The organism is Pontibacter brevis, assembly GCF_054779655.1.
Genome location: NZ_BAAGXV010000090.1, coordinates 318,692 through 339,632 on the forward strand (window position 1 = coordinate 318,692; position 20,941 = coordinate 339,632).

The window sequence follows — 20,941 nt, forward strand, 5'->3', positions numbered from 1 at the left end:
ATTATATATGACACGCCTGATATTCAATTTACACAACCCGGATTCAGGCCTCTTGTTCAGTACTATTCTTGATAGAATATGGCTTCTAAGACGAGCCAAAGGCACGCGACAAGACATGAACCGCTCCCGGATGCACCACATCTTGAAAGGGGGACACAAGGTCGTGCTCTCAACCAAACTACTCCTGCTGCCTATGGTAATGGTGAAACGCGTTAAGCCGGCCCCCTCTGGCGGCGGATCTTAACCTCAAGGTGCTCTGCTTGGACAAGATGTGGGCCGGCGCCTCCTACAGGAAGCACGACTGCGTAATACTGCTCGGAGGGTTGAACATTAACAACCTATGGCAGTTGGGCTACGCCTATGATATCTCGGGGTCCGAGTTCGGGAGAGCGACACAGGGGAGCCATGAGGTGGTGCTAGGCATCCTGCTCAACAACTGAGGTAAGGTGATCAGTCCTTCCGATTTCTGATAGATGCTGTTCCGGCTGATCTACTAGCAAAAAGGGGATTGATATGTACCTTCTCGTGTTGTCCAATCTTTGCACGCATACATATTGTGGCTAGGTGGTTCACCAGTGAGGCATGCACCGGTAAATGGTACACTTCTAAAGCGAGGCGTGGCAGGTGGCAGCTCACTGATGAGACAAGGTGGCTGCGTAGGGTATTGTGAAGCAGCGGCATGCGATGTTGCTGTCGTGTAACATTGCGAGGTTTAACCTTGCGAAGTTTAAACTTATGCGACAGTAACTGACGGTGAAGAACACCTAATTCCTGCATGCGCGTTCCCTGCTCCTGTGGTAGAGACCCGGGGTAGAGGGCAAAGCAACCGAACCGGGGGAGGGTTTTAGGGTACCCTCTGCATGTGCGAATACGGGCGTCGCATCCGGCCGTGCTCTCTCTAAAGGGTGGGACTACTCACCGTATAAATCGTTCGTTCCTTTGTAAGTTTTGACGTTAGCCATCTAATGTATTTGACGGCGGAGCAGATTCATGCAACCAAACAAGTGTTAAAAATATATGCTGTAGGAGAGCCTCGTCTCGCTCTCGCGCACATCGCTGTTTCCTCCACGAAGTCTCGAAGTGTAAACAGCGACAGGGTTTAAGTGCAGACTTGTGAACTCCTGCTGAGTACAACAATTACTTGCGTAATTTTCGTTTTGGCTCACCGAAAGGGTTGTCAACGCTGCCAACATCAACCGATACATCCTGGAGAAGAGGGAACTCCTGTGGGACTGATGGTTGGGTGGGTTTGCCATTGGGCATGCGAAACTTCATGCCAGCGAGAATGAATTCGGCCTGTGGCTCAGGCATGCTGAATTCCTCACGGAGCTTTCCGAGCGAGTAGTCCCATAGTTCATTGTAGGCGATCGAAGGTTGTAGCTCCTTGTGTTCCAATTGTGGAGCGGCACCAAGCAGATTTTGGTACGTGGCAAGCAGGATTCCCTTAACCGTTTCCGCATGATCTGTTGTAGTAATGATGGAGTCATGCACCGTGAATAGTGGAATGTTCCGATCCAGCTCATATATCTCTTTGCACACTTCGTGTAGGAGAATCTGTGCCTCCAATTTCTGGAGTAGCACTGGTAGATCACGGTAATCACGGCTCTTTAACAACTGAAGGACCTGCGCCTCCAGAGGGAACCGCTGCCGGAACTCCCTGAAGGTGTCGTGTGACGGAGAATGAAACTTCAGTGGGTTAAAATACATGAGACGAAGCACCTGTTTCTTGGCCTTCGTACGGGTGTCGAAGCGGTCGACTCCTTCAGCGCTTGTGTATTTCCCTCGGAAGTGCTCGGAAATAAACTCGTAGAGTTTACCGGTGAGAACTAAGCGTGCAAAGTGGGATTCTACAACTGATTCATTATCAGTGAGTGGTGTTGTCTTCTGCAAGATAATGGGGGAGAGGGAGGACGTCGGAGACATGTGTCCCTGCTGTTGTAGGTGTTTCCAGAGTTCTCCGTTGAGTTTCTTCAGGGTCCACTTGTCTCTACTGTTTGATGACCAGAACTCTGGCCTCATCAGGAGTACCAGGTGGAGCGGTTGACTGTTCTTGAGGTCGAAGCTCACCAGCGATTTGCCGTCGTAGGTAAGAAAGTGCCGAAGCGGACTCAATATAGAAGTGAGCGGGGAATACAAGCGTCCTCCCTTATCGTCTACCGACAAGTGGGTATCCGACTCCCATTGTTCAATCGAGCAGGCTGCCCAATTGAACCGATGCTTAGCGTCAATGCGAGCATTCTCGAGCGACTCCCCTTGAAGATGGAGCTTCTTCATCCGGAAGTCCCAGAATACCTTATAATCCTCAATATACTCCAGAGCCTTCTCCTTGTCGAGGCGCAGTTTACCATCAGTGAGCCAACGTACCACATGAGCCAACTCGCGCAATCGCGGTTTCATAATCTCCAGTTGCTGCTTCCGGTGCTGAACAATGGTCTTGCGGACTTCTGCATCAGGAATGGTTCTGTATTTGAACCTTTGCGACCAATACTGGCGGCACAGTCTGTACCCCATGTTTTCGTGCCTCACCTTGCTGAATACACCATCCCGCTCGATAACACCAATTTCGATAAGATGGTCCACCGCCACCTTGTATTTTGCCCCGCCCAACCCCTTAAGGATGGTGGAAGATAAGGGGACATAGCCTCGCAATGAACGATTATGGCTCTTAAAACGCTTATCGCGGCTCATCAGCAGAATCGTTTGGACAATATAGTACGCCATGCTCAACCATCGGGCTTCATCGATTCCTGGAGGAGTGTGCTCGATGAGGAATGATCGTGCGAGGTTCTTCGGTAGAACGACCTGCACATTATTATTAAGCGTAGAGTCAAGAAACTTATCGAGTCGGTCCCTTATAGAACGCAAGGCAATGCTGCTGGGCTTGTTGGCCATTGTTTAGCAAATGTTCGGTTGTGGCAAAACGGGCAAAAGCTACCACGTATTCGTGTCATCTGCAAGAGGGGCTGCAAAATTCCCTTATAGATGGGATGACACTGGCTAACCCACCTCCGCGTACTGGTTCACCTGCTCCAGCAGCGAGACCACCTCGTTGGCCTCGTCCGGCGAGAATACACCCAGCAGCCCCTTGGAGGATACTTCTGTGAAGGGGGCCTCAAACAGTTTGCCGATCTCGATGCATCCGTTGGTGCACAGGTACTGGATGATCATGTCCATGAAGCGGATCTGCTGCGGGTTCATGGAGGGGTTGTTGATGAACTTGCTGAATACCTCGCGGGCGGAGGTAATATCCAATCCTACAATAGAGCGGATGAACCGGCCTAGTGGCTGTTTGCCGTAGGCCTTCTCGAATTGTTCCCTGGTGCCCACCTCGCCTTGGTCGAAAAGCATATTCTCCAGCTCCTGCAGCTCTTCAGGCGTTACCGGCTGGTTCGTGCGCAGCTTATGGATTACCAGGTGGTGCTTGCGCTCTATCAGGTACTGGGCCACGCGCTTGCGGTAAGCCTCCAGGTTAAGGCCGGTCACCACCACCGGTTTGGGTTCGGTCACAACCAGCACCTCATCATCCAGGTCTGTGTAGACAATAGGAGCGGCCTGCCCCTGAATGTATCGCATCAGGTTGCGGAGGTCCTTGCGCAGGCTCTCCAGCTTGTAGAGTGTCACGTCGGCCCAGTAGGCCTGACCCTGCACCTGACGGATAAACTCCAGCTTAACTGCCACCTGTGGCACGTTGCCTCGCTTGGTGAGGGCGTCGGCCTGGCCCTGCGTCTCCTGCACCAGGTGTGTGGCGATGGAGCCGTTCAGCAGAAGCTCCAGCTCCATGGTGTAGCAGAGCTGGTCAAAGCGCTTGGCCTTCTCGTCCTCCTCCACTTCAAACACCAGAGGACCAATGTGGTCCGCCAGCTCCTTCACCTCCAGTTCGTTGAGGGCGTTGAACTGGTGCAGGTCGCGGTATTTCTCCACCTCTCGCCACTGCTGCCGCACCAGGAAACTCTCGTCGTTGAGCTGCGTTACCTGCCTGTGCAGGTACTGGCGCAGCTCGTCGGCATAGGCCGCGTGCTCGGGATACTTCTGCAGGTGGAAGATGAGCTTGAGGCGCTGGTTGAACAGGCGCTGGGTCAGCGATTTGCCCTGGCGGCTGTCGAGGCCCTCGGGCTTCTGCCCGAAGAACTCGAAGTTCTCGCAGAAGTCGAAGATCAGGAAGTGCTCCTTGTGCTGCTCATGTGCAAACAAGTTTTCACATAGGCGCGTGCCCCTGCCGATCATCTGCCAGAACTTGGCGCTGGAGCGCACGGGCTTGTAGAAGATCAGGTTCACCACCTCCGGCACGTCAATGCCGGTGTCGAGCATGTCCACCGACACGGCGATGTGCGGTGCGCCCTCCTTCTCCTTGAACTTCTTGAGGCGGTCATAGGCGTAGGTCTCGTAGTTGTCGATCACTTGGCAGTAGTCACCCTTGTACTGCGGGTATTGGTTGTTGAAGCGCTCCTCAATGAACTTGGCATGACGGTGACTGCGGGCGAAGACGATGGTCTTGCCAATGCGGTCTCCTCCGGCCACTTTCACGCCGTGCTCCATGAGATAGGCAATTACCCGATCCACGGTGTTCTCGTTGAAGAGCCAGGTGTTTAGGGCGCCGCTGCCGACCTCGTCGGGGAACTCCCCCGTCAGCGGGTCTGCGAACTTCTCCTCGTACTGGAGTTTCTCCTGTGGGGAGAGGTCGGCATATTTGATTCCCTCGCGGTGGAACTTCAGCGGCACCGACACGCTCAGCGGCGGCACCAGGAACCCATCCTCTACGGCCTGCTCCAACTCATAGGCAAAGGTGGGCACGTTGGGCTCCAGCTTGAAGAGGTGGTAGGTGTCACGGTCACCTTCGCTCTTAGGGGTGGCGGTAAGGCCGATGCGGTAGCCGTCGAAGTACTCGAAGATGGCCTTATACTTATTGTAGACTGAGCGGTGTATCTCGTCAAAGATAATCACGTCGAAGTGGCCCACCCCGAAGGTGCGCTGCTTCTGCTCATAGCTCTGGTCGATGAGGTTGATCATGGTTTGGTAGGTGCAGAACACCACCCTGGCCTGAGCGTGCTCCTTGGTCTTGGTCAGGTCCACGGCTGGCTGGTTGGGCAGGAGCTTGGTGAAGGCGCCATGCGCCTGGTAGATGAGCGAGTTGCGGTCTGCCAGGAACAGCACGCGCTTCGCCCAGCCGCACTTGCTCAGCAGGTCCACCAAGGCCGCTGCGGTGCGCGTCTTGCCGGTGCCGGTAGCCATCACCAGCAGGGCCTCACGGCCTCGGTTCTCGAGCACCTTGCCCACGCTGCGGATGGCCTCGATCTGGTAATACCTCCCAGCGATGTCAGCGTCTACGGGGGCCTCCAGCAGGGGAGAGCGTGTGCTCCGGCGCTGGATAAGCCGCTCCAGCTCGTCTTTCTTGTAGAACCCGTGCACCCTGCGAGGAGGGTACTCCTGGTCGTCCCATAGCCAGGTCTCAAAGCCGTTGGTATAAAACAGCACGGGGCGCTGGCCATGCATTTGCTCCAAGCAGTCGGCGTATAGTTTCGCCTGGTTCTGCCCCACCTTGGCATCCTTGCTGGTACGTTTGGCCTCCACCACGGCGAGGGGCCTCCCGTCGTCGCCCCACAGTACATAGTCTACCTTGCCGGAGCCGTTGTTGAGCCCGTTCCCCGTGGGCATTCCCTTTACCGGGTACTCTGCCACATTCGGGCCGTGGGGGTCCCAACCGGCCTCGTGCAGGAGCAGGTTAATGTATAGCTCCCGTGTCACCGCCTCGTTCGGGTCATACGGTGGCGGGAGTTTCACGTGTGACTCTTTGATCGCCTTGATGCGGTCCAGCTCCGACTGCTGGGTGCGGGTCAGGTCCTGGGCCTCCTTCAGGGCGGCCTCTATCTGCTGGATGCGCTCTTTGTACTTGAGTGCCGCTGGAGCCTCCGTAGGCACGAGGCTGATGTCGAATGCGGGAATGCTCACCCGCTCAGGACTGTAGCCCCGCACCACCCAGCCCGTGAACCCGTGCATGATCTGGAGCACATGCAGGGCTTCCTCTTGCTTTACCGTCAGGGCGCCGTGCGCTGCGTCATTGCCCAGCTTGCGCACCAGGTTTACCTGGCGGAACAATTCTGGAGCCAGCAGCTCCCGCATTGCTGGCTGGTGCAGCATGGAGTTGAGCGTGGTTTCGTAGGGCAGCTCCAGGTCCAGGTCGTTCTCGTACAGCCATCTCATCCACTCCTCAAGGGACTTGCGACACAGCACTGCCGCATAGGGCGCCGCCGTGTAGACTTGTTGTTCCGCCTGCTGGAGGGTAGGGGCTAGGTGCGCCCAGGAGTCGGTCAGATACGAGAAGTTTGTGGTCATCAGTTATGGAAGTAGCGTTGCAATTGCGAGTTGAATAAAGAGTGCGAATAGGAGACGTTGGTAACCGCCAGTTGTTTTATCGCCTTCAAGGAGAGAATGCGTTGCGCAAATTCATCCTGCAATTCTTTTGGAGGGGTGATGAGCCGGATATTTTGAAGTTCTTGGGCGTTGATATTAGCCATGCCCACGATGCTCTTGCACATATTGCGCAGGATACCCTTGCCCTCTTTGCAGTTTAAGAAAGCGGATATAAAGTGTGGGTTTGCAAGGTTGTTGCAACGTACCCGAATCAGGTACCCAGCAGCAATCATGTTTTGGTCCGTATCGACAACGGTAGTCTTTCCGACAAGCTCCTTGCTGTTGGTTCGGTTGAAAAGTATGTCGTCCCTTTGAACACCATATTTGACATATTCAGCAGGATTTGCATCAATACGTTTGAGGTCATTCAAGTCAAGTTCACCACTATAAGTAATGTTGTTCATCCGGAGGTATGGATACTCGCCAACTGTCGAAGCAGGAGAGCTGGTGCCGTACTTAACCTCTCGAACCAATTCTCTTATAGTTAGTACATCCCACTCCTTCTCATTCCGCACAGGGTCACCGAACATGTCGTAGAAGATGCTCTGGGTGAGATTGTCATACTTCAGCAGCAACTCTTGGTCCTTGCGACGGAGAGCATCCGCCTTGTCAAGAGTGTCGGCGATGTGATTCTGGATCTCTATTGGGGGAGTCGATATTTGGGTTTCCTCAAGATATCTCTTCAATTGCAGGTTAATGATACCCGTAGTCTTATTCTGAAACCGGAGAGTCTGGCCAGATTGGTGCGCATAGAACAGGTGCCAGAACAAGTATCTTGGGTTCATAGCAGATTTAGCACGTAGCACACTTGTAAAGTTGTTGCATAAGTAGGTGTCATCTGTCGCATCGAAAAATACTACTCGGCCTACGGGTTGCGTAGGGCTTCCTCCAGATTTCTCGATTATCATGTCCCCATATAGGAGCCGCTTCTGCTGGATCTTTTTGGTGTCGATGTTGCGCTGCACAACATTTGAAAGATCAAGACGGCCACTATTTGTGAAGTTGGTGGTGCGAATGACTTTCGTGGTACCTTCCCCGTTTCCCCACTCACCCGAAATAGGTGGTTCAACTAGAGTGCCAAGTCGTGATTTGTCCCACATCATGCTGTAAATATGTCAAGTGAAACCATTTCCTTAAGCTCCCCTAATAGTTGACGGCGTTCTTCGTCAAGCGCTTCGATTTGTGCAATGATGATCTCCGGGGTATCATAGTCCTTCTGTTCGTGTACCACCTCTTTGTAGCGGTTGATACTCAGATCATACTTGTTCGCGCGGATCTCGTCCACCGGTACATAGAAGCTCTTGTCGGTACGGGCACGTGCTGCCTCGGCCTCCGAGTTGCTCCAGCGGGTAAGTATGTCCGGGATGTCGTTCTCAGCCACAGGGATTCGTTTGTCATCCAAGCTAAGTCCGTCAGCCTGCATGTCGTAGAACCACACTTTGTCAGTGCCGCCACTGTCGGTCTTGGTAAACAGAAGGATGGATGTGCTTACTCCGGCATAGGGTCTGAACACCCCTGAAGGCATAGATACCACACCTGTGAGCTTGTGCTGGTCAACTAATGCCTTGCGGACAGTTAGGAATGCATTATTAGTGTTTGTCACCACGCCGTCCGGTACGATCACGGCAGCACGGCCACCCAGTTGCAGTCCCTTCAGGATGAGGCCCAAAAATAGAAGCTCCGTCTTCTTGCTGTCCACGATGTTGAGGAGCAGCGGGTCCACCGATTCCCGGTCGAGTGATCCCTTGAAGGGAGGGTTGGCGAGTACCATCGAGGCGCGGTCCTTAAATCCGGTGTTGGCTTCACTTAGGGCATCCACCTGCACCAGGTTTGGGTTCTCCATACCGTGCAGCATCAGGTTCATGGCCCCGATGCGGAGCATGGTCGGATCAAACTCGGTGCCCATCAGCGCCTGTGACTGGAAATGCTGCTGCACCTCCGGCTTCAGGAGCTCTGTGGCGTACTCCTCGCGCAGGTACTCCCCGGCAGCCACCAAGAAACCGCACGTGCCGGCACTCGGATCACAGATAATGTCCTCCGGGGTGGGCTTCACCAGCTGCACCATCATCTTAATAATATGGCGCGGGGTACGGAACTGCCCGTTACGGCCCGCGCTGGAGATCTTGCTCAGCAGATACTCATACACATCGCCCTTAGTGTCGCGGTCGTCCATGTCGATCTCGCTCAGCATGTCCACCACCTGGGCTAGCAGGCGAGGGGTTGGGATCATAAAGGTGGCGCCCTTCATATAGTTGGAGAAGGTGCCGTCCTGTGCGCCCATGTTCTTGAGGAAATCGAACACGCCCTGCTCCTTAGTGAAGAGGCGGAACATCACCTCCGGGTCAGCATTCTTAAAGTAACTCCAGCGCAGCTCCTGCTCCTCCGGGCGATAGATCGGGTTCTCGATCTCCTGCTTCATGAACGCGGCCTTCTGCTCGCGCTGAGTATGTATCTCGTCCAGCCTGCGGATAAACAGCAGGTAGGTCATTTGCTCTATTACGGTGATGGGGTTGGACAGGCCACCTGTTGCAAAGGCGTCCCAGACCCGGTCAATCTTGCTCTTCAGTTCTCCGGTAATCATGTTAGGTAAATTGTTTCCACGAAGGTAGTCAAGTGACAACTGAATGTTTACACATTGTCGAGTATATAATTACGTAAATATTTCCAATGTTCAAAACCCAATGGTCAAAGTGCTACCCCAGTGTCTGTAATGCTGCACCGTTTCCAGTAGTGTTGCTTGCAGGTAGGGCTATGGCGATGGTTGTAGACCCTGTTCTGTAGAGGTTTATAATATATATAGTGTCGGTAATGAAAATGTGTCCACTTGTAGAGGTGATGCAGAGGTTTGACGCCAAATCTATTGACGACAAAACGCCAGAATTTGGGATGAATTTGAGAGGCGATCTGCGTTTGTAGCGTGTATGGGCGGTTGGGCTTCCACAATTTTGGCAATCTTTCGTCGATAGAGGTAATCTACAACACCGGAGGGCATCAAAATACCCTGTCGTCGTTAGTCGCCATATTTTGGTCCTTTGAAGCCAGTGAGGGCATATGGATTCCCGCTACGGCGTTTTGTCGTCGATAGAAACAAACTCTACATAATGCGGGCGAGGCGGCTCGGTGGTGCTGTCAAACGATTGAAGAGGGGCTACGCTTGTGAGTGTCACCACGTCCATAATTCCTGCCTTAGAGGTGGGGATGCTATGATGTTGCCACCGCGTCAGGAGTGGGCGTTACATTGTCCGTGATCAGGCACAGGAGCCAACAAATGGAAATGCAGACAGGTTGTTATTTGAGAAGGATGCGGGTGTGTATTGCGACTCCTAACGCACCCAGCTGAGGTCCAATGTTTCCACTAGAGGTCCGTCTTGGGTAAATATCTCAGCGTGCACATCCCTATAAGGTTGATGCACCCAAAGTGAGACAGCAGATGAGACAACGGACGGAACAGATGCTGCGTTATGGCATTGGCAGAAGGTCTGCCGGCCGCTTTCGGATGGAGGGCGGAAGTGATTATAAAAACCCGTCTCTGACGCTGTTAAAGCCCTCACCCAGGACCCATAAACAAAAAACCTCTGCCATTTCTGACAGAGGTTTTTGTGGTGATGAGTGGAATCGAACCACCGACACAAGGATTTTCAGTCCTTTGCTCTACCAACTGAGCTACATCACCAGCTCTTGTTGTGTCCCCTTGTTCCGTAAGGGTATGCAAAAGTAGTAAGGAACTTTTAAGTAGCAAATATTCTGGCGAAAAATATTTTAAAAAATGTATCCCCCGTACATTATTCTCAGTATTCTGCTATCTTTAGCTATAGATTAGTATGTATAACGAATAGTCTGCCGTGATAGGAATAGAAAATATTATCTTCTTGATTGTGGCTGCCATAGGCATTGGCCTGTTTGTATGGCAGATCCGCAAAATCCGGAAAAATGTGTTGATGGGCCGGGACACAACGCTAGACGATAACCCGTCAGAGCGAATTAACAAGACCCTGCTGGTAGCCTTTGGGCAACAGAAAATGTTTAAGCGCGTGCTGCCTGCCGTGCTGCACCTGTTTGTGTATGTTGGCTTCATTGTCATCAACGTGGAGGTACTGGAGATTCTCATTGATGGTATCTTCGGTACGCACCGTGTGCTGGGTTTTGTGGGCCCGCTGTACAGTGGTCTGATGGCCCTGAACGAGATACTGGCGGCGCTCGTGATCATTGCCTGCGTCATGTTCCTGTGGCGGCGTAATGTAACTAAAGTGCCACGGCTGTGGAATGGGGTAGAGTTGCGTGCCTGGCCAAAATTAGACGCTAACATCATCCTGATTACTGAGATTGTGCTGATGCTGGCCTTGTTCGTCTTCAATATTGCGGACATGAAGCGCGTGCTGCTGGCGGGTGGCGAGGTAGTGGGCTATTACCCCATCAGCCAGTTTTTCGTGAACCTTTTCGGGGATAACCCGGATCAGTTATATGTGATTGCAAAAGTAGGCTGGTGGTTCCATATTGTGGGTATCCTGGCTTTTATGAACTACCTGCCTAGCTCCAAGCACTTCCACATCATCATGGCTTTCCCGAATGTATACTACTCAAACCTGAAGCCGAAAGGGAAGTTTACCACAAACCCTGCTATTACGCATGAGATCAAAGCCATGCTGGACCCAAGCTACCAACCGCCGGCCCCTGAGATGGATGCAGAAGGCAACCCAATCATACAGCGCTTCGGTGCCAAGGATGTAGAAGACCTGACCTGGAAGCAATTGATGGACTCTTATACCTGTACCGAGTGCGGCCGTTGCACCTCTGTTTGCCCTGCCAACATTACGGGTAAGTTGCTGTCTCCGCGAAAGATTGTCATGGATACCCGCGACCGGATGGAGGAAAAAGGAGAGCACCCGGCTATTTTTGCACCAAACCACTACAAGGAACTAGGCGAAGAGCGGGTGGAGGTAACAGAGGAGAAGACGCTGTTGCGCGGTTATATTACCCCTGAAGAGCTGTGGGCCTGCACTACCTGCAACGCCTGCGTGGAGTCCTGCCCTGTTAACATCGACCAGTTGTCCGTTATCATGGATCTGCGCCGTTACCTGGTGCTGGAAGAGTCTGCCGCGCCGGCTTCGCTTAACACCATGTTCACCAATATCGAGAACAACGGTGCGCCATGGGCTTTCTCTCCAGCCGACCGCTTTAACTGGGCTGAAGATCTTTACGTGCCTAGCAAGAATTAATTGCTTGATAAATGGAGGTCAGGTGTGCACATACATCCATTGAATAGTCAAACAGTCCGCAACAAATAATAAACAAAGCAGCTGTAGCTGCCAACCAGTAGATAGATTATCCTTCAGATGGAAGAAAATAAAAGATTAGTGAAAGTGCCTACCATGGCCGAGATGGCTGCCAATGGCGAAGAGCCGGAAATCCTGTTTTGGGTAGGCTGTGCGGGTTCTTTCGATGACCGTTACAAAAGAGTGACACGTGCCTTTGTACAGATTCTGGAGCATATTGGTGTAAAATACGCTGTGCTGGGCACTGAAGAAAGCTGCACCGGCGAGCCCGCCAAGCGTGCCGGCAATGAATTCCTGTTCCAGATGCAGGCCCTGACAAACATCGAGGTGATGAATGCCTATAATGTAAAGAAGATCGTGACCGCCTGTCCACACTGCTTCAACACCATGAAGAATGAATATCCGGATTTGGGAGGTAACTATGAGGTCATTCACCACTCCACGTTTCTGCAGCAACTGATTAACGAGGGCAAAGTGCGCGTAAAAGAGGGCGGAAGCTTTAAAGGCCGCCGTATTACGTACCACGACTCCTGCTACCTTGGCCGTGCTAACGATATTTATGAGGCCCCGCGCGAAGTGCTGGCCGTGCTCGATGCCGACCTTGTAGAGATGAAGCGTGTACGGGCAAATGGGCTTTGCTGCGGTGCCGGTGGTGCCCAGATGTTTAAAGAACCGGAGCCGGGCAGAAAAGACGTGAACATCGAAAGAACAGAAGAAGCTCTGGCTACCTTAGGCACAGCCGGGAACAGTGTGATTGCCACGGCCTGTCCTTTTTGTATGGTGATGATGAACGATGGCGTAAAGAACAAGGATCAGGAAGAAAACGTACAAGTTTTCGACATCGCTGAACTGATAGCACAGGCAGAGGGGCTTAGTAAATAATGTTGATTGCTGGATTGTTTAATTGTTAAATCTTTGTTCCTTTTTTACTGTTGACAATTAAACAACACAGGCATTCAAAACAATCAACAAACAACAATCATTAATAAACATGTACATTCCGTTTAACGAACTGCCGCCCCATGCGCGCCTCTGGATTTACCAGGCAAACAGGCCCTTAACGGAGGCAGAGCAGGATAAAATAAATCCGATGCTGCAGCGTTTTGCAGAAGAGTGGAGCAGCCATGGCACAGGCTTACAGGCCTCGGCGGAGCTGCTGCACAACCAGTTTCTAGTGCTGGCCAATAACGAAACAGCCGCTGCTGCCAGCGGTTGCTCCATCGACAAGTCTGTAAATTTTGTGCGGAATCTGGAGCAGCAATTCCAGGTATCTTTTTTCGACCGAACGCAACTGGCGTTTCTGAAAGAGGGAGAGGTAGAAATGGTAGGGATGCAGGAGCTGAAAAAGAAGGTGTCGGCCGGCGAGATTAGCAAGAATACACTGTACTTTGATACTTTAGTAAATAATTACGGAGAGCTGCAGGAGGCATGGCCACGGCCGGCCGGTAACAGCTGGCTTTCCCGGTATTTCTGATCCGGCTAAACCCTAACCATACTTGTTCATGCATCAAACGCTGAATTTTAAATCCATCGCGCATCAACTTAAACTTACCAGTATACTCGTTTTGCTCCTGCTGGTGCTAGGCGGCTGCGGCGCTAGCCAGTACCTTAGCAGAGGCGACAATCGTTTTGAGCGGGAGCAGTATGAGCGTGCTATTGAGTTTTACAAACAGGCACTGGCAAATGCCAACAACCCTGGAGAGGTAAATTATAAAATAGCGGAGGCCTACCGCCTGTCCAACCGCATTGCGCAGGCCATGCCTTATTACAAAGCGGCTTTGGATGCTAATTTCCGGCGGGAGGATGCCTATTACTATTATGGCCTGGCCCTGAAAGCGAACGGGCAGTATGAGGAGGCGCTGCGGCAGCTGCAGGATTATGTGCGCGTAGGCACCAGCCCGCAGCTTAAGGCCCTGGCAGCCCGCGAAGTTGAAACCCTGAGCTCTCTGAGCAACATCCTTCGCCTAGCAACACCTTATAAAGTAAACAACCTGGAGGCGCTGAATACAGAGGCCTCAGAATTTGCTCCTTACTTATTGGGTAATGAGCTGGTTTTCTCCTCCACACGTGGACCGGGGAAAGAATATATGGGGAACGGCGAAGGCTTCCTGAACTTGTATGCTACCACGCTAACGGATTCTGCTGCCGAGATGGGCGGTGCTGTGCGCCCTTACGAGAACATCAACGCAGAGGGAATTCATGATGCCCTGGCTACCTTTACCAACGAAGGGCGCACCATGATATTTGCCCGGGGCAATGAGGGTACGAAGAAAGGCCGCCAGAACGTAGACCTGTTTATCTCGAACTACCGCTCCGGCGCCTGGACGGACCCGCAACTGCTTAGCATAAACGATCCACAAGCCTGGGATTCTTCTCCTGCTTTTTCCCCGGATGGCAGAACACTTTACTTCTCCTCGAGCCGCAGAGGGGGATTTGGCGGAAACGATATCTATAAAACCACTATCGACGACAACGGTCGCTTCTCTAAACCAGAGAACCTGGGCCCGGAAATAAACACGGCAGGTAATGAAAGCTTTGTGTCTGTAGGGCCTGACGGGACTATATACATCGCCTCAGACGGACTGCCTGGTTTAGGTAACCTGGACCTGTTCCGCATCGAAAACGGAAAACCGGTAAACATGGGGCAGCCTATCAACTCACCAGGCGATGATTTCGGCATTTACATAGGCAAGGGCAACACAGGCTTTTTCTCCTCTAACCGCGAAGGCGGCAAAGGAGGCGATGACCTGTATCGCTTTGTGAAAAGTGGCCGAAAGCAGGTTAACTTCTTTGTGGATGGTACGCTGTACCAGCGGCGCGAAGGCACCAATCAGCGTACGGCAGTGCCCAATAATACTGTAGTGCTGCAGGATGCAGGCGGCCAAAGGCTAAGTACCACCACGACAGATGCGAACGGACAGTTCACGTTCCCGCTCGACTCTGCTTCCACTTATTACCTGGTGGCGGAGAAGCCCGGCTTCTTTACTGCCCGTGAGCAGATAACGACAGTGGGTAAAACACCGCCGCAGGAGGAGCTGTCAGAGGAAGGCAACGAGGTGCGGCTGACAGCTACCCTGGTGCTGAACGAAATCGTGCGGGAGAAGGCCATTGTGCTGGAGAACATCTTCTATGATTTTGACAAGGCGAACATCCGGCCGGATGCAGCCCGGGAGCTGGACAAGCTGGTGCAGATACTGAAAGACAATCCGGGTATTTCTATTGAACTAAGCTCCCACACCGATGAGCGCGGTAGCGAAGCCTATAACCAGGACCTGTCGCAGCGGCGTGCTGAGTCTGCCGTGGAGTACATCATTTCACAGGGGATAGACCGCTCACGCATCACAGCCAGGGGCTACGGCGAAAGCCGTCCTGTGGTAAGAAACGCCACAACAGAGGAAGAACACCAGCGCAACCGCCGTACAGAATTTAAAGTGGTACGTATACAGGAATAATCAGTGTAGCGCTACAAAACGAGCAGCAGGGGTACTTTGCCTCTGCTGCTCGTTTTATTTAAGCCGCTGCCGCTATCTTCTGAATTTATACTTTCCGCTGCCGCTAATACCAAAGCCTTTCTTAAATTTGTAAAAATTACCCTGAGCTATGGAAAATAGATACCTACGCCGTGGCGTTTCTGCCTCTAAAGAAGACGTGCACAACGCCATCAAGAACATCGACAAAGGACTTTTCCCGAAGGCATTCTGCAAAATCATCCCTGATATACTCACCGGCGACCCAGAGTATTGCGCCATCATGCATGCCGACGGCGCGGGCACCAAGTCTTCGCTGGCTTACATGTACTGGAAAGAAACCGCCGACCTGAGCGTGTGGAAAGGCATTGCCCAGGATGCCGTGGTCATGAACACAGACGACCTGCTTTGCGTGGGCGCCACCGATAACATCCTGCTGTCCTCCACCATCGGGAGAAACAAGAACCTGATCCCAGGGGAGGTGATTGCAGCCATCATCAACGGTACAGAAGAGGTACTGCAAATGCTGCGCGACAATGGCGTGGGCATCTACAGCACCGGCGGCGAAACAGCCGACGTAGGCGACCTGGTGCGCACCATCATCGTAGACAGCACCGTGACGGCCCGCATGCGCCGCGATGAGGTCATCTCAAACGACAACATCCAGGCCGGAGACGTCATCGTGGGCTTTGCCTCCTACGGGCAGGCTACTTACGAAGACGAGTACAACGGCGGCATGGGCAGCAACGGCCTCACCTCTGCCCGGCACGACGTGTTCCATAAATACCTTTCAGCCTCCTACCCTGAAAGCTACGATCCGGAGCTTCCGGTAGACCTGGTATACTCAGGCAACTATAGGCTGACGGATGTGAACAAAGAAACAGGCCTGGAAATGGGTAAGCTGGTGCTGTCGCCCACACGCACCTATGCGCCCATTGTGATGGAGATACTGAAGGAGCACCGGCAGCACATACACGGCATGGTGCACTGCAGTGGCGGGGCGCAAACCAAGGTGCTGCACTTCACCGACAAGGTACACATTGTGAAGGATAACCTGTTCCCGGTACCGCCGCTGTTCCGCATAATACAGGAGCAGAGCCACACCGACTGGAAAGAGATGTACAAGGTCTTTAACATGGGCCACCGCCTGGAGATTTACCTGCCGGAGGCCCATGCGAAGGATCTGATAGATATTTCCAAAGCGTTTGGCGTGGAGGCGAAAATCATTGGCCGCGTAAAGAAAAGCGACAGCAACGAACTAACTATCAAAAGCAAGTACGGCGAGTTCTACTATGAAGGGTAGTTGTTCGGGTGATAAAGACTACATGAGAGCCACAGGTGTTTTGCCTGTGGCTCTTTATTTTTTGTATGGTGATGTTACAGAATTCCTGTATTTGCTGATGAAAGGCATGTAATAGTTTATACATTAGGCTTATTAGGCATTACCTTATGTTGCAAAGGGACATGAAAATACCTTTTATGTAGTGTTTCTTATATCAATCTTAAGCTATGACAAAAACTAAAATCATATACGAGTGAAAAAGCAAAATTTTACCCCCCCCGTTTAGGTAGCATACTGGTAATGAAAATATTCAAAATGAGAACGTCTATAATATTTCTCCTTTTGTTTTTCTCATCCTTAGTTGCTGTGGCCCAGCAACCTGGCGAAGCCAATCCAGACGCAGGTAAGCTTTATGTGGGGGTTGGGCTAACAACTATTCAGTACCACATTTATTATGAAGATAAAAAAGGCACAGGAGCAATAAGGTCAGGCTACTTTCAGCCAATCTCACTGGCCCTTGGCTATAATTTAACTGAGAGGTTGAGGGTACAGGTAGGTATTGGCTATGGAGGCGACAGGCATGAAAATGAAGGGAATAGAGGAACATTTGATAATCCGATCCCCTGGAGCGCCCGATCACGCACAAACGCTGTGGCATTTCCAGTGTCAGGGCAATTAGTTCTGTTTAATGCCTTTAAACGCTTCCCTGTTTACGGAACAGCATCTCTAATGCCAGCCTTCGGAAAAACCAAGTCAGTTGTTACGGAACATGGTATCATAATTTCAGAGACGAAAGACTCTGGTATGGATGTATTTGCCACTGCCGGTGTTGGGTTTAACTACAAGATAAGCAGGCGTTTCGCAGGATACCTGGAATACCACTTCTTTAAAACGAATATGACGGGAGAAAACTCCTTTTATGACTGGAATCAGGGTGCCCCTTTGTCTCACCAAATCATAAAGTCCTTAGCGCTTGGCGTAAACTACAAGCTGAAGTAGTTTTTTCTGGCACAAAACTTGGTTTATCAAAAGTATGAGCTAAAACCTATACTTCTGATGAAAAAGCTTCTACTTCCGTTCCTGCTTGTGCTGCTGGTATTGCCGGTGCTGGCACAAGCTTCTGTTCTTACCTTCACCGCCGAAAGAGGGGAGGTATTCTATATCAAACTAAACGGCAAAACGATTAACCACACGCCCACAAACTTTGTGCGCATCAACCACCTGCAGCCGGGCAGGCATTATGTGGAAGTCAGGGTCAGGAGCCGGCAGGGCGTGTACCAGGCGGGGCAGCGCGTGCTGGTGCCAAATGGGGTAGAGGCCAACTACGGTGTGCGTACAAAAGGCAGGAAGGCTTACCTGCGCCTGCTCAGGGAAATCAGGGTAGTGCCACCGCCCGTAGTCGTTACCCCGGCTCCGCCCGTGCCCCGCTTCCCCGACCGCTATGACGACTACGGGCGCGATAACAGGTATGAGCAGGAAACACCGCGTTACGACGATTACGGGCGTAACAGAAGGGAGCCAACTCCGCCACGCTATGATGACTATGACAACAGCTGCCGCAACCTGCTAACGGCACAGGAACTGGACCGGGTGATACAGGCCATGAACAGCCGGCAATTCGACAATACCAAAATGACCATTGCCCGGGAGGCAGTACGCAGCGGCAGCATTATGGCAGAAGACCTGAGGCGCCTGCTACAGCAGTTCGAGTATGAGTCTAACCAGGTAGAATTCGCCAAGTTCGCCTACGACTACCTCTGCGACCGTGAGCACTTTTATTACGTCTATGATGTCTTCCGCTTCGACAGCAATGTGCAGGAGCTGGAGCGCTACAACAACAGCCGTAGGTAAGTTAGAAAGTTGTTCTAAGTTAGAAAGTTCAGATGGATTGATAGAGGGGCTTTCTTTGCCTGTATATAGTCTTGCTATAGCTCACTGAGCTAAAGAGTTGAAAAGTGAGAAGCCGCTCCCAGACGCAATGTCCGGAAGCGGCTTCTCTCTTTTCAACTTTCTAAATCTCTAACTTTTTAACTTAGAATAACTTCCTAATTTACCTGAGTCTGTCTACAGACCTTACCAGGTCTTCATCGCGTTTAATGAAGCGGTTTGCCAAGGCATTGAACAAAAGTGCAACCACGGGCATGTAAAAACCAGCGTGGTAGGTGCCATTGCTGTCGGCCTCTACCATTTCGGCGCCCACATAAGTGGCGTAGTAGAACGTAGTGCCCAGTAAGGCTGCCAGCACAAGCGTGTTCAGCAGGCCCAGTTTCATCTGGTTCAGGCGGCTTCTGTACTGGAATATTTCATAGGCAGCAATCACGGCTGCCGCAATCGCCAGCAGGCCAATGCCGAGGGTGCCTTGCTGCGGCAGCGTTCCGGGCCCGGTTGGGTTGCCTTCTGCATTCAGCATAACTGATTTAAGGCTCCAGGCAGTAAGCACAACAGTTTCTCCTGTTACGGCATCCGTTTTAGACCAGAGCGGCAGAAACAACATTGACACGACTGCTACAATCAGCAGAAACAAAAACACGGTTTGAATTCTTTGTATCATAAAGGGGATATTTTAATCTGTAAAGAGATGCAAAATTAGACAAAGACCCGTAAAACAAAAATTAGATGCACACGGCTAAGTGAGGAGATAGACAACACCATGTAAGTAAGCGATTTAGCACACTTCCTGAATTGTACGGGCTACATGATAGGGGCAGGAGGAGGGAAAAGGAGGTTAGGTGTTCCTGCATTTCACGTGAAACGCAGGAACCATATTGAGCAGAAAATTATTATCAATTGAGTTTTAGGTTAGCAGGGGCTACCTTTATATAAAATAACAGCGCGTGAAGGACAGAAAGATCAACAACACATTTATCGGTATCAACATCATACCAGATAATGAAGAAGAAAGACTACAAAAGCTAAGAGAGTATGAAATATTAGATACGCCAAAGGAGGGAGCCTTCAACCATATAGCAGCCATGGCTGCACACATGTTTAAGGTGCCCATCGCGCTTATTTCGTTAGTGGATGCCGACCGGGTGTGGTTTAAGGCAAATATAGGCATGGAAGGTGTGAAGAGTGTGCCACGGGGAGAGAGCTTATGCTCCTTAGCAGTTCTGAACAGCGAGCCAACCGTTTTTCAGGATGCTATAAATGAACCTTGCCTGCTGGCGAACCCGCTCGTATCAGGCAATTTTGGTCTGCGCTTTTACGCCGGTGCACCGCTAACCACGGCAGACGGCTTTAATATTGGTACCTTTTGCCTGGTTGATAAAGAACCAAGGGAGTTTTCGGAGAGCGACCAGAAAACACTGGTTCATCTGGCCTCCATTGTGATGGAAGAAATCGAGCAGCGCTACCTGAAGCGTAAAGCAAGTCCCGAAGACATAGAAAAGCAGTAATACCAGGCTTACCCGGAATAATGCATAACCCGTTGGCTCATGTGCCTGCGGGTTTTATTTTATACCTTTGCTCCATGCGTTATTTTTTAGAGATAGCCTACGACGGCACCCGGTTCCACGGATGGCAGGTGCAGCCGAATGCGCTTTCAGTGCAGGAGGTGCTGGACGATTGCCTGAGCAAAGTACTGCGACAATCCATTAGCTCTACCGGGAGCGGCCGCACCGATACAGGCGTACATGCCAGCCAGCAGTTTGTGCACTTCGATGTGGAGCAGGAGCTGGATACGCAGCAGGCAGTGTACCGCTTTAACCGTTTGCTGCCAGACGATGTGGTGGCAAAGCAAATGTACCGCGTGCCGGACGACGCCCATGCCCGCTTCGACGCCTTTGCCCGCACCTATCGTTATTACATTACCCTCACCAGGAACCCTTTCAAGCGCTTCTATGCCTACCACCACAGCCGTCAGCTGGATGTGGAGAAGATGAACGAGGCGGCTGCTGTGCTATTGAGGTACGAAGACTTTACCACCTTCAGCAAAGTGAAAGGCGACACCAAACACTACCGCTGTGACATGTATGAAGCTGTATGGCAGCAGCAGGGGGAGGAACTGGTGTTCACCATCCGCGCCAACCGTTTTCTGCGGGGCATGGTGCGTCTTGTTGTCGGCACGCTGGTGGATGTAGGCCGCGGCAAGCTGACAGTGGCGCAATTTGAGCAGGTGGTGGCCAGCCAGGACCGCAGCCAGTCAAGCGGAGCAGCACCGGCAGAAGGCCTTTACCTGGCAAAAGTGGAGTACCCGGAGGTATTTAACCTCACTCCAGCCCTCACCTGAAAGCAGGAGAGGGGGCTGCTCCCGGCGAGCCTGCTCCAAGGACCTCGCAGTGTGCGCAACTCCTGCAAGTGTCTTTGCCAACAGCTCCTGCTGCGTAATACACAAGGCCCTCACAGGTCTGGAAGATGCTGTGAGTCCCGGTGAATATGCCTCAGAAAGAGAGATCCGCCTGCTGCTTTGATTACGTAAATCTTCGGGGGGGCGGTAGTATAGCATAGGCGTACATCATACAAATCCTGAAAATCCTGATTCAAAACCATTAACTTTACAAATGGTTAAAAGA

15 protein-coding genes and 1 tRNA gene are annotated in these 20,941 nt (G+C 51.9%); 10 read left to right on the top strand and 6 right to left on the bottom strand.

Annotated elements, in window-relative coordinates:
- Positions 1 to 227: 227 nt before the first annotated feature.
- Positions 228 to 440 (top strand): type IX secretion system membrane protein PorP/SprF, encoded by a 213-nt coding sequence (locus tag ACYVB1_RS22270; RefSeq protein WP_460926081.1) that lies wholly within the window; start codon positions 228 to 230, stop codon positions 438 to 440.
- 697 nt (positions 441 to 1,137) lie between these two features.
- Here ACYVB1_RS22270 and ACYVB1_RS22275 read toward each other — a convergent pair.
- The 5 genes from ACYVB1_RS22275 to ACYVB1_RS22295 all read right to left on the bottom strand — a co-directional run bounded on the left by ACYVB1_RS22275 (position 1,138) and on the right by ACYVB1_RS22295 (position 10,081).
- Positions 1,138 to 2,892, bottom strand: a complete 1,755-nt coding sequence (locus ACYVB1_RS22275; protein ID WP_460926023.1) for a hypothetical protein — start codon at positions 2,890 to 2,892, stop codon at positions 1,138 to 1,140.
- A gap of 105 nt (positions 2,893 to 2,997) precedes the next feature.
- A complete protein-coding gene (locus ACYVB1_RS22280; RefSeq protein ID WP_460926024.1) occupies positions 2,998 to 6,330 on the bottom strand; it encodes a DEAD/DEAH box helicase family protein in 3,333 nt (1,110 codons plus the stop codon).
- Entirely contained in the window at positions 6,330 to 7,511 is a 1,182-nt protein-coding gene (locus tag ACYVB1_RS22285) for a restriction endonuclease subunit S (RefSeq protein ID WP_460926025.1), read from the bottom strand. Before ACYVB1_RS22285 ends, ACYVB1_RS22280 begins: the two co-directional genes overlap by 1 nt.
- Positions 7,508 to 9,028: a type I restriction-modification system subunit M gene (locus ACYVB1_RS22290; protein ID WP_460926026.1), complete on the bottom strand. Its 1,521-nt coding sequence runs from the start codon at positions 9,026 to 9,028 to the stop codon at positions 7,508 to 7,510. The genes ACYVB1_RS22285 and ACYVB1_RS22290 overlap by 4 nt, the downstream gene beginning before the upstream one ends.
- Positions 9,029 to 10,008: 980 nt before the next feature.
- Positions 10,009 to 10,081: transfer RNA gene (locus ACYVB1_RS22295), tRNA-Phe, on the bottom strand.
- Positions 10,082 to 10,250: 169 nt separating this feature from the next.
- Here ACYVB1_RS22295 and ACYVB1_RS22300 point away from each other — a divergent pair.
- From ACYVB1_RS22300 to ACYVB1_RS22330, 7 genes are all read left to right on the top strand, one after another.
- Entirely contained in the window at positions 10,251 to 11,624 is a 1,374-nt protein-coding gene (locus ACYVB1_RS22300; RefSeq protein WP_460926027.1) for a 4Fe-4S dicluster domain-containing protein, read from the top strand.
- Positions 11,625 to 11,777: 153 nt separating this feature from the next.
- Positions 11,778 to 12,563, top strand: a complete 786-nt coding sequence (locus ACYVB1_RS22305) for a (Fe-S)-binding protein (protein WP_460926082.1) — start codon at positions 11,778 to 11,780, stop codon at positions 12,561 to 12,563.
- A 109-nt stretch (positions 12,564 to 12,672) separates the two neighbouring features.
- On the top strand, positions 12,673 to 13,155 hold the full coding sequence (locus tag ACYVB1_RS22310; RefSeq protein WP_460926028.1) for a hypothetical protein: 483 nt from the start codon (positions 12,673 to 12,675) through the stop codon (positions 13,153 to 13,155).
- 28 nt (positions 13,156 to 13,183) lie between these two features.
- Positions 13,184 to 15,133, top strand: a complete 1,950-nt coding sequence (locus ACYVB1_RS22315) for an OmpA family protein (protein WP_460926029.1) — start codon at positions 13,184 to 13,186, stop codon at positions 15,131 to 15,133.
- Between the two features lie 148 nt (positions 15,134 to 15,281).
- A complete protein-coding gene (locus tag ACYVB1_RS22320) occupies positions 15,282 to 16,451 on the top strand; it encodes an AIR synthase related protein (RefSeq protein ID WP_460926030.1) in 1,170 nt (389 codons plus the stop codon).
- Between the two features lie 279 nt (positions 16,452 to 16,730).
- The gene (locus ACYVB1_RS22325; protein WP_460926031.1) at positions 16,731 to 17,429 is read left to right on the top strand and encodes an outer membrane beta-barrel protein; all 699 of its coding nucleotides are present in this window, start codon (positions 16,731 to 16,733) and stop codon (positions 17,427 to 17,429) included.
- 57 nt (positions 17,430 to 17,486) lie between these two features.
- Positions 17,487 to 18,281 carry a DUF4476 domain-containing protein gene (locus tag ACYVB1_RS22330; RefSeq protein ID WP_460926032.1) on the top strand — a complete coding sequence of 265 codons (795 nt, stop codon included), beginning with the start codon at positions 17,487 to 17,489 and terminating at the stop codon, positions 18,279 to 18,281.
- A 199-nt stretch (positions 18,282 to 18,480) separates the two neighbouring features.
- Here the strand turns inward: ACYVB1_RS22330 and ACYVB1_RS22335 are convergent, their stop codons facing one another.
- A complete protein-coding gene (locus tag ACYVB1_RS22335) occupies positions 18,481 to 18,981 on the bottom strand; it encodes a DUF4293 domain-containing protein (protein WP_460926033.1) in 501 nt (166 codons plus the stop codon).
- Between the two features lie 283 nt (positions 18,982 to 19,264).
- On the opposite strand from ACYVB1_RS22335, the gene ACYVB1_RS22340 reads away from it, so the two are divergent.
- Complete coding sequence (locus ACYVB1_RS22340) at positions 19,265 to 19,825, top strand: GAF domain-containing protein (RefSeq protein WP_460926034.1); 561 nt, start codon at positions 19,265 to 19,267, stop codon at positions 19,823 to 19,825.
- Between the two features lie 74 nt (positions 19,826 to 19,899).
- Positions 19,900 to 20,658, top strand: a complete 759-nt coding sequence (truA, locus tag ACYVB1_RS22345) for a tRNA pseudouridine(38-40) synthase TruA (protein WP_460926035.1) — start codon at positions 19,900 to 19,902, stop codon at positions 20,656 to 20,658.
- Positions 20,659 to 20,941: the final 283 nt, after the last annotated feature.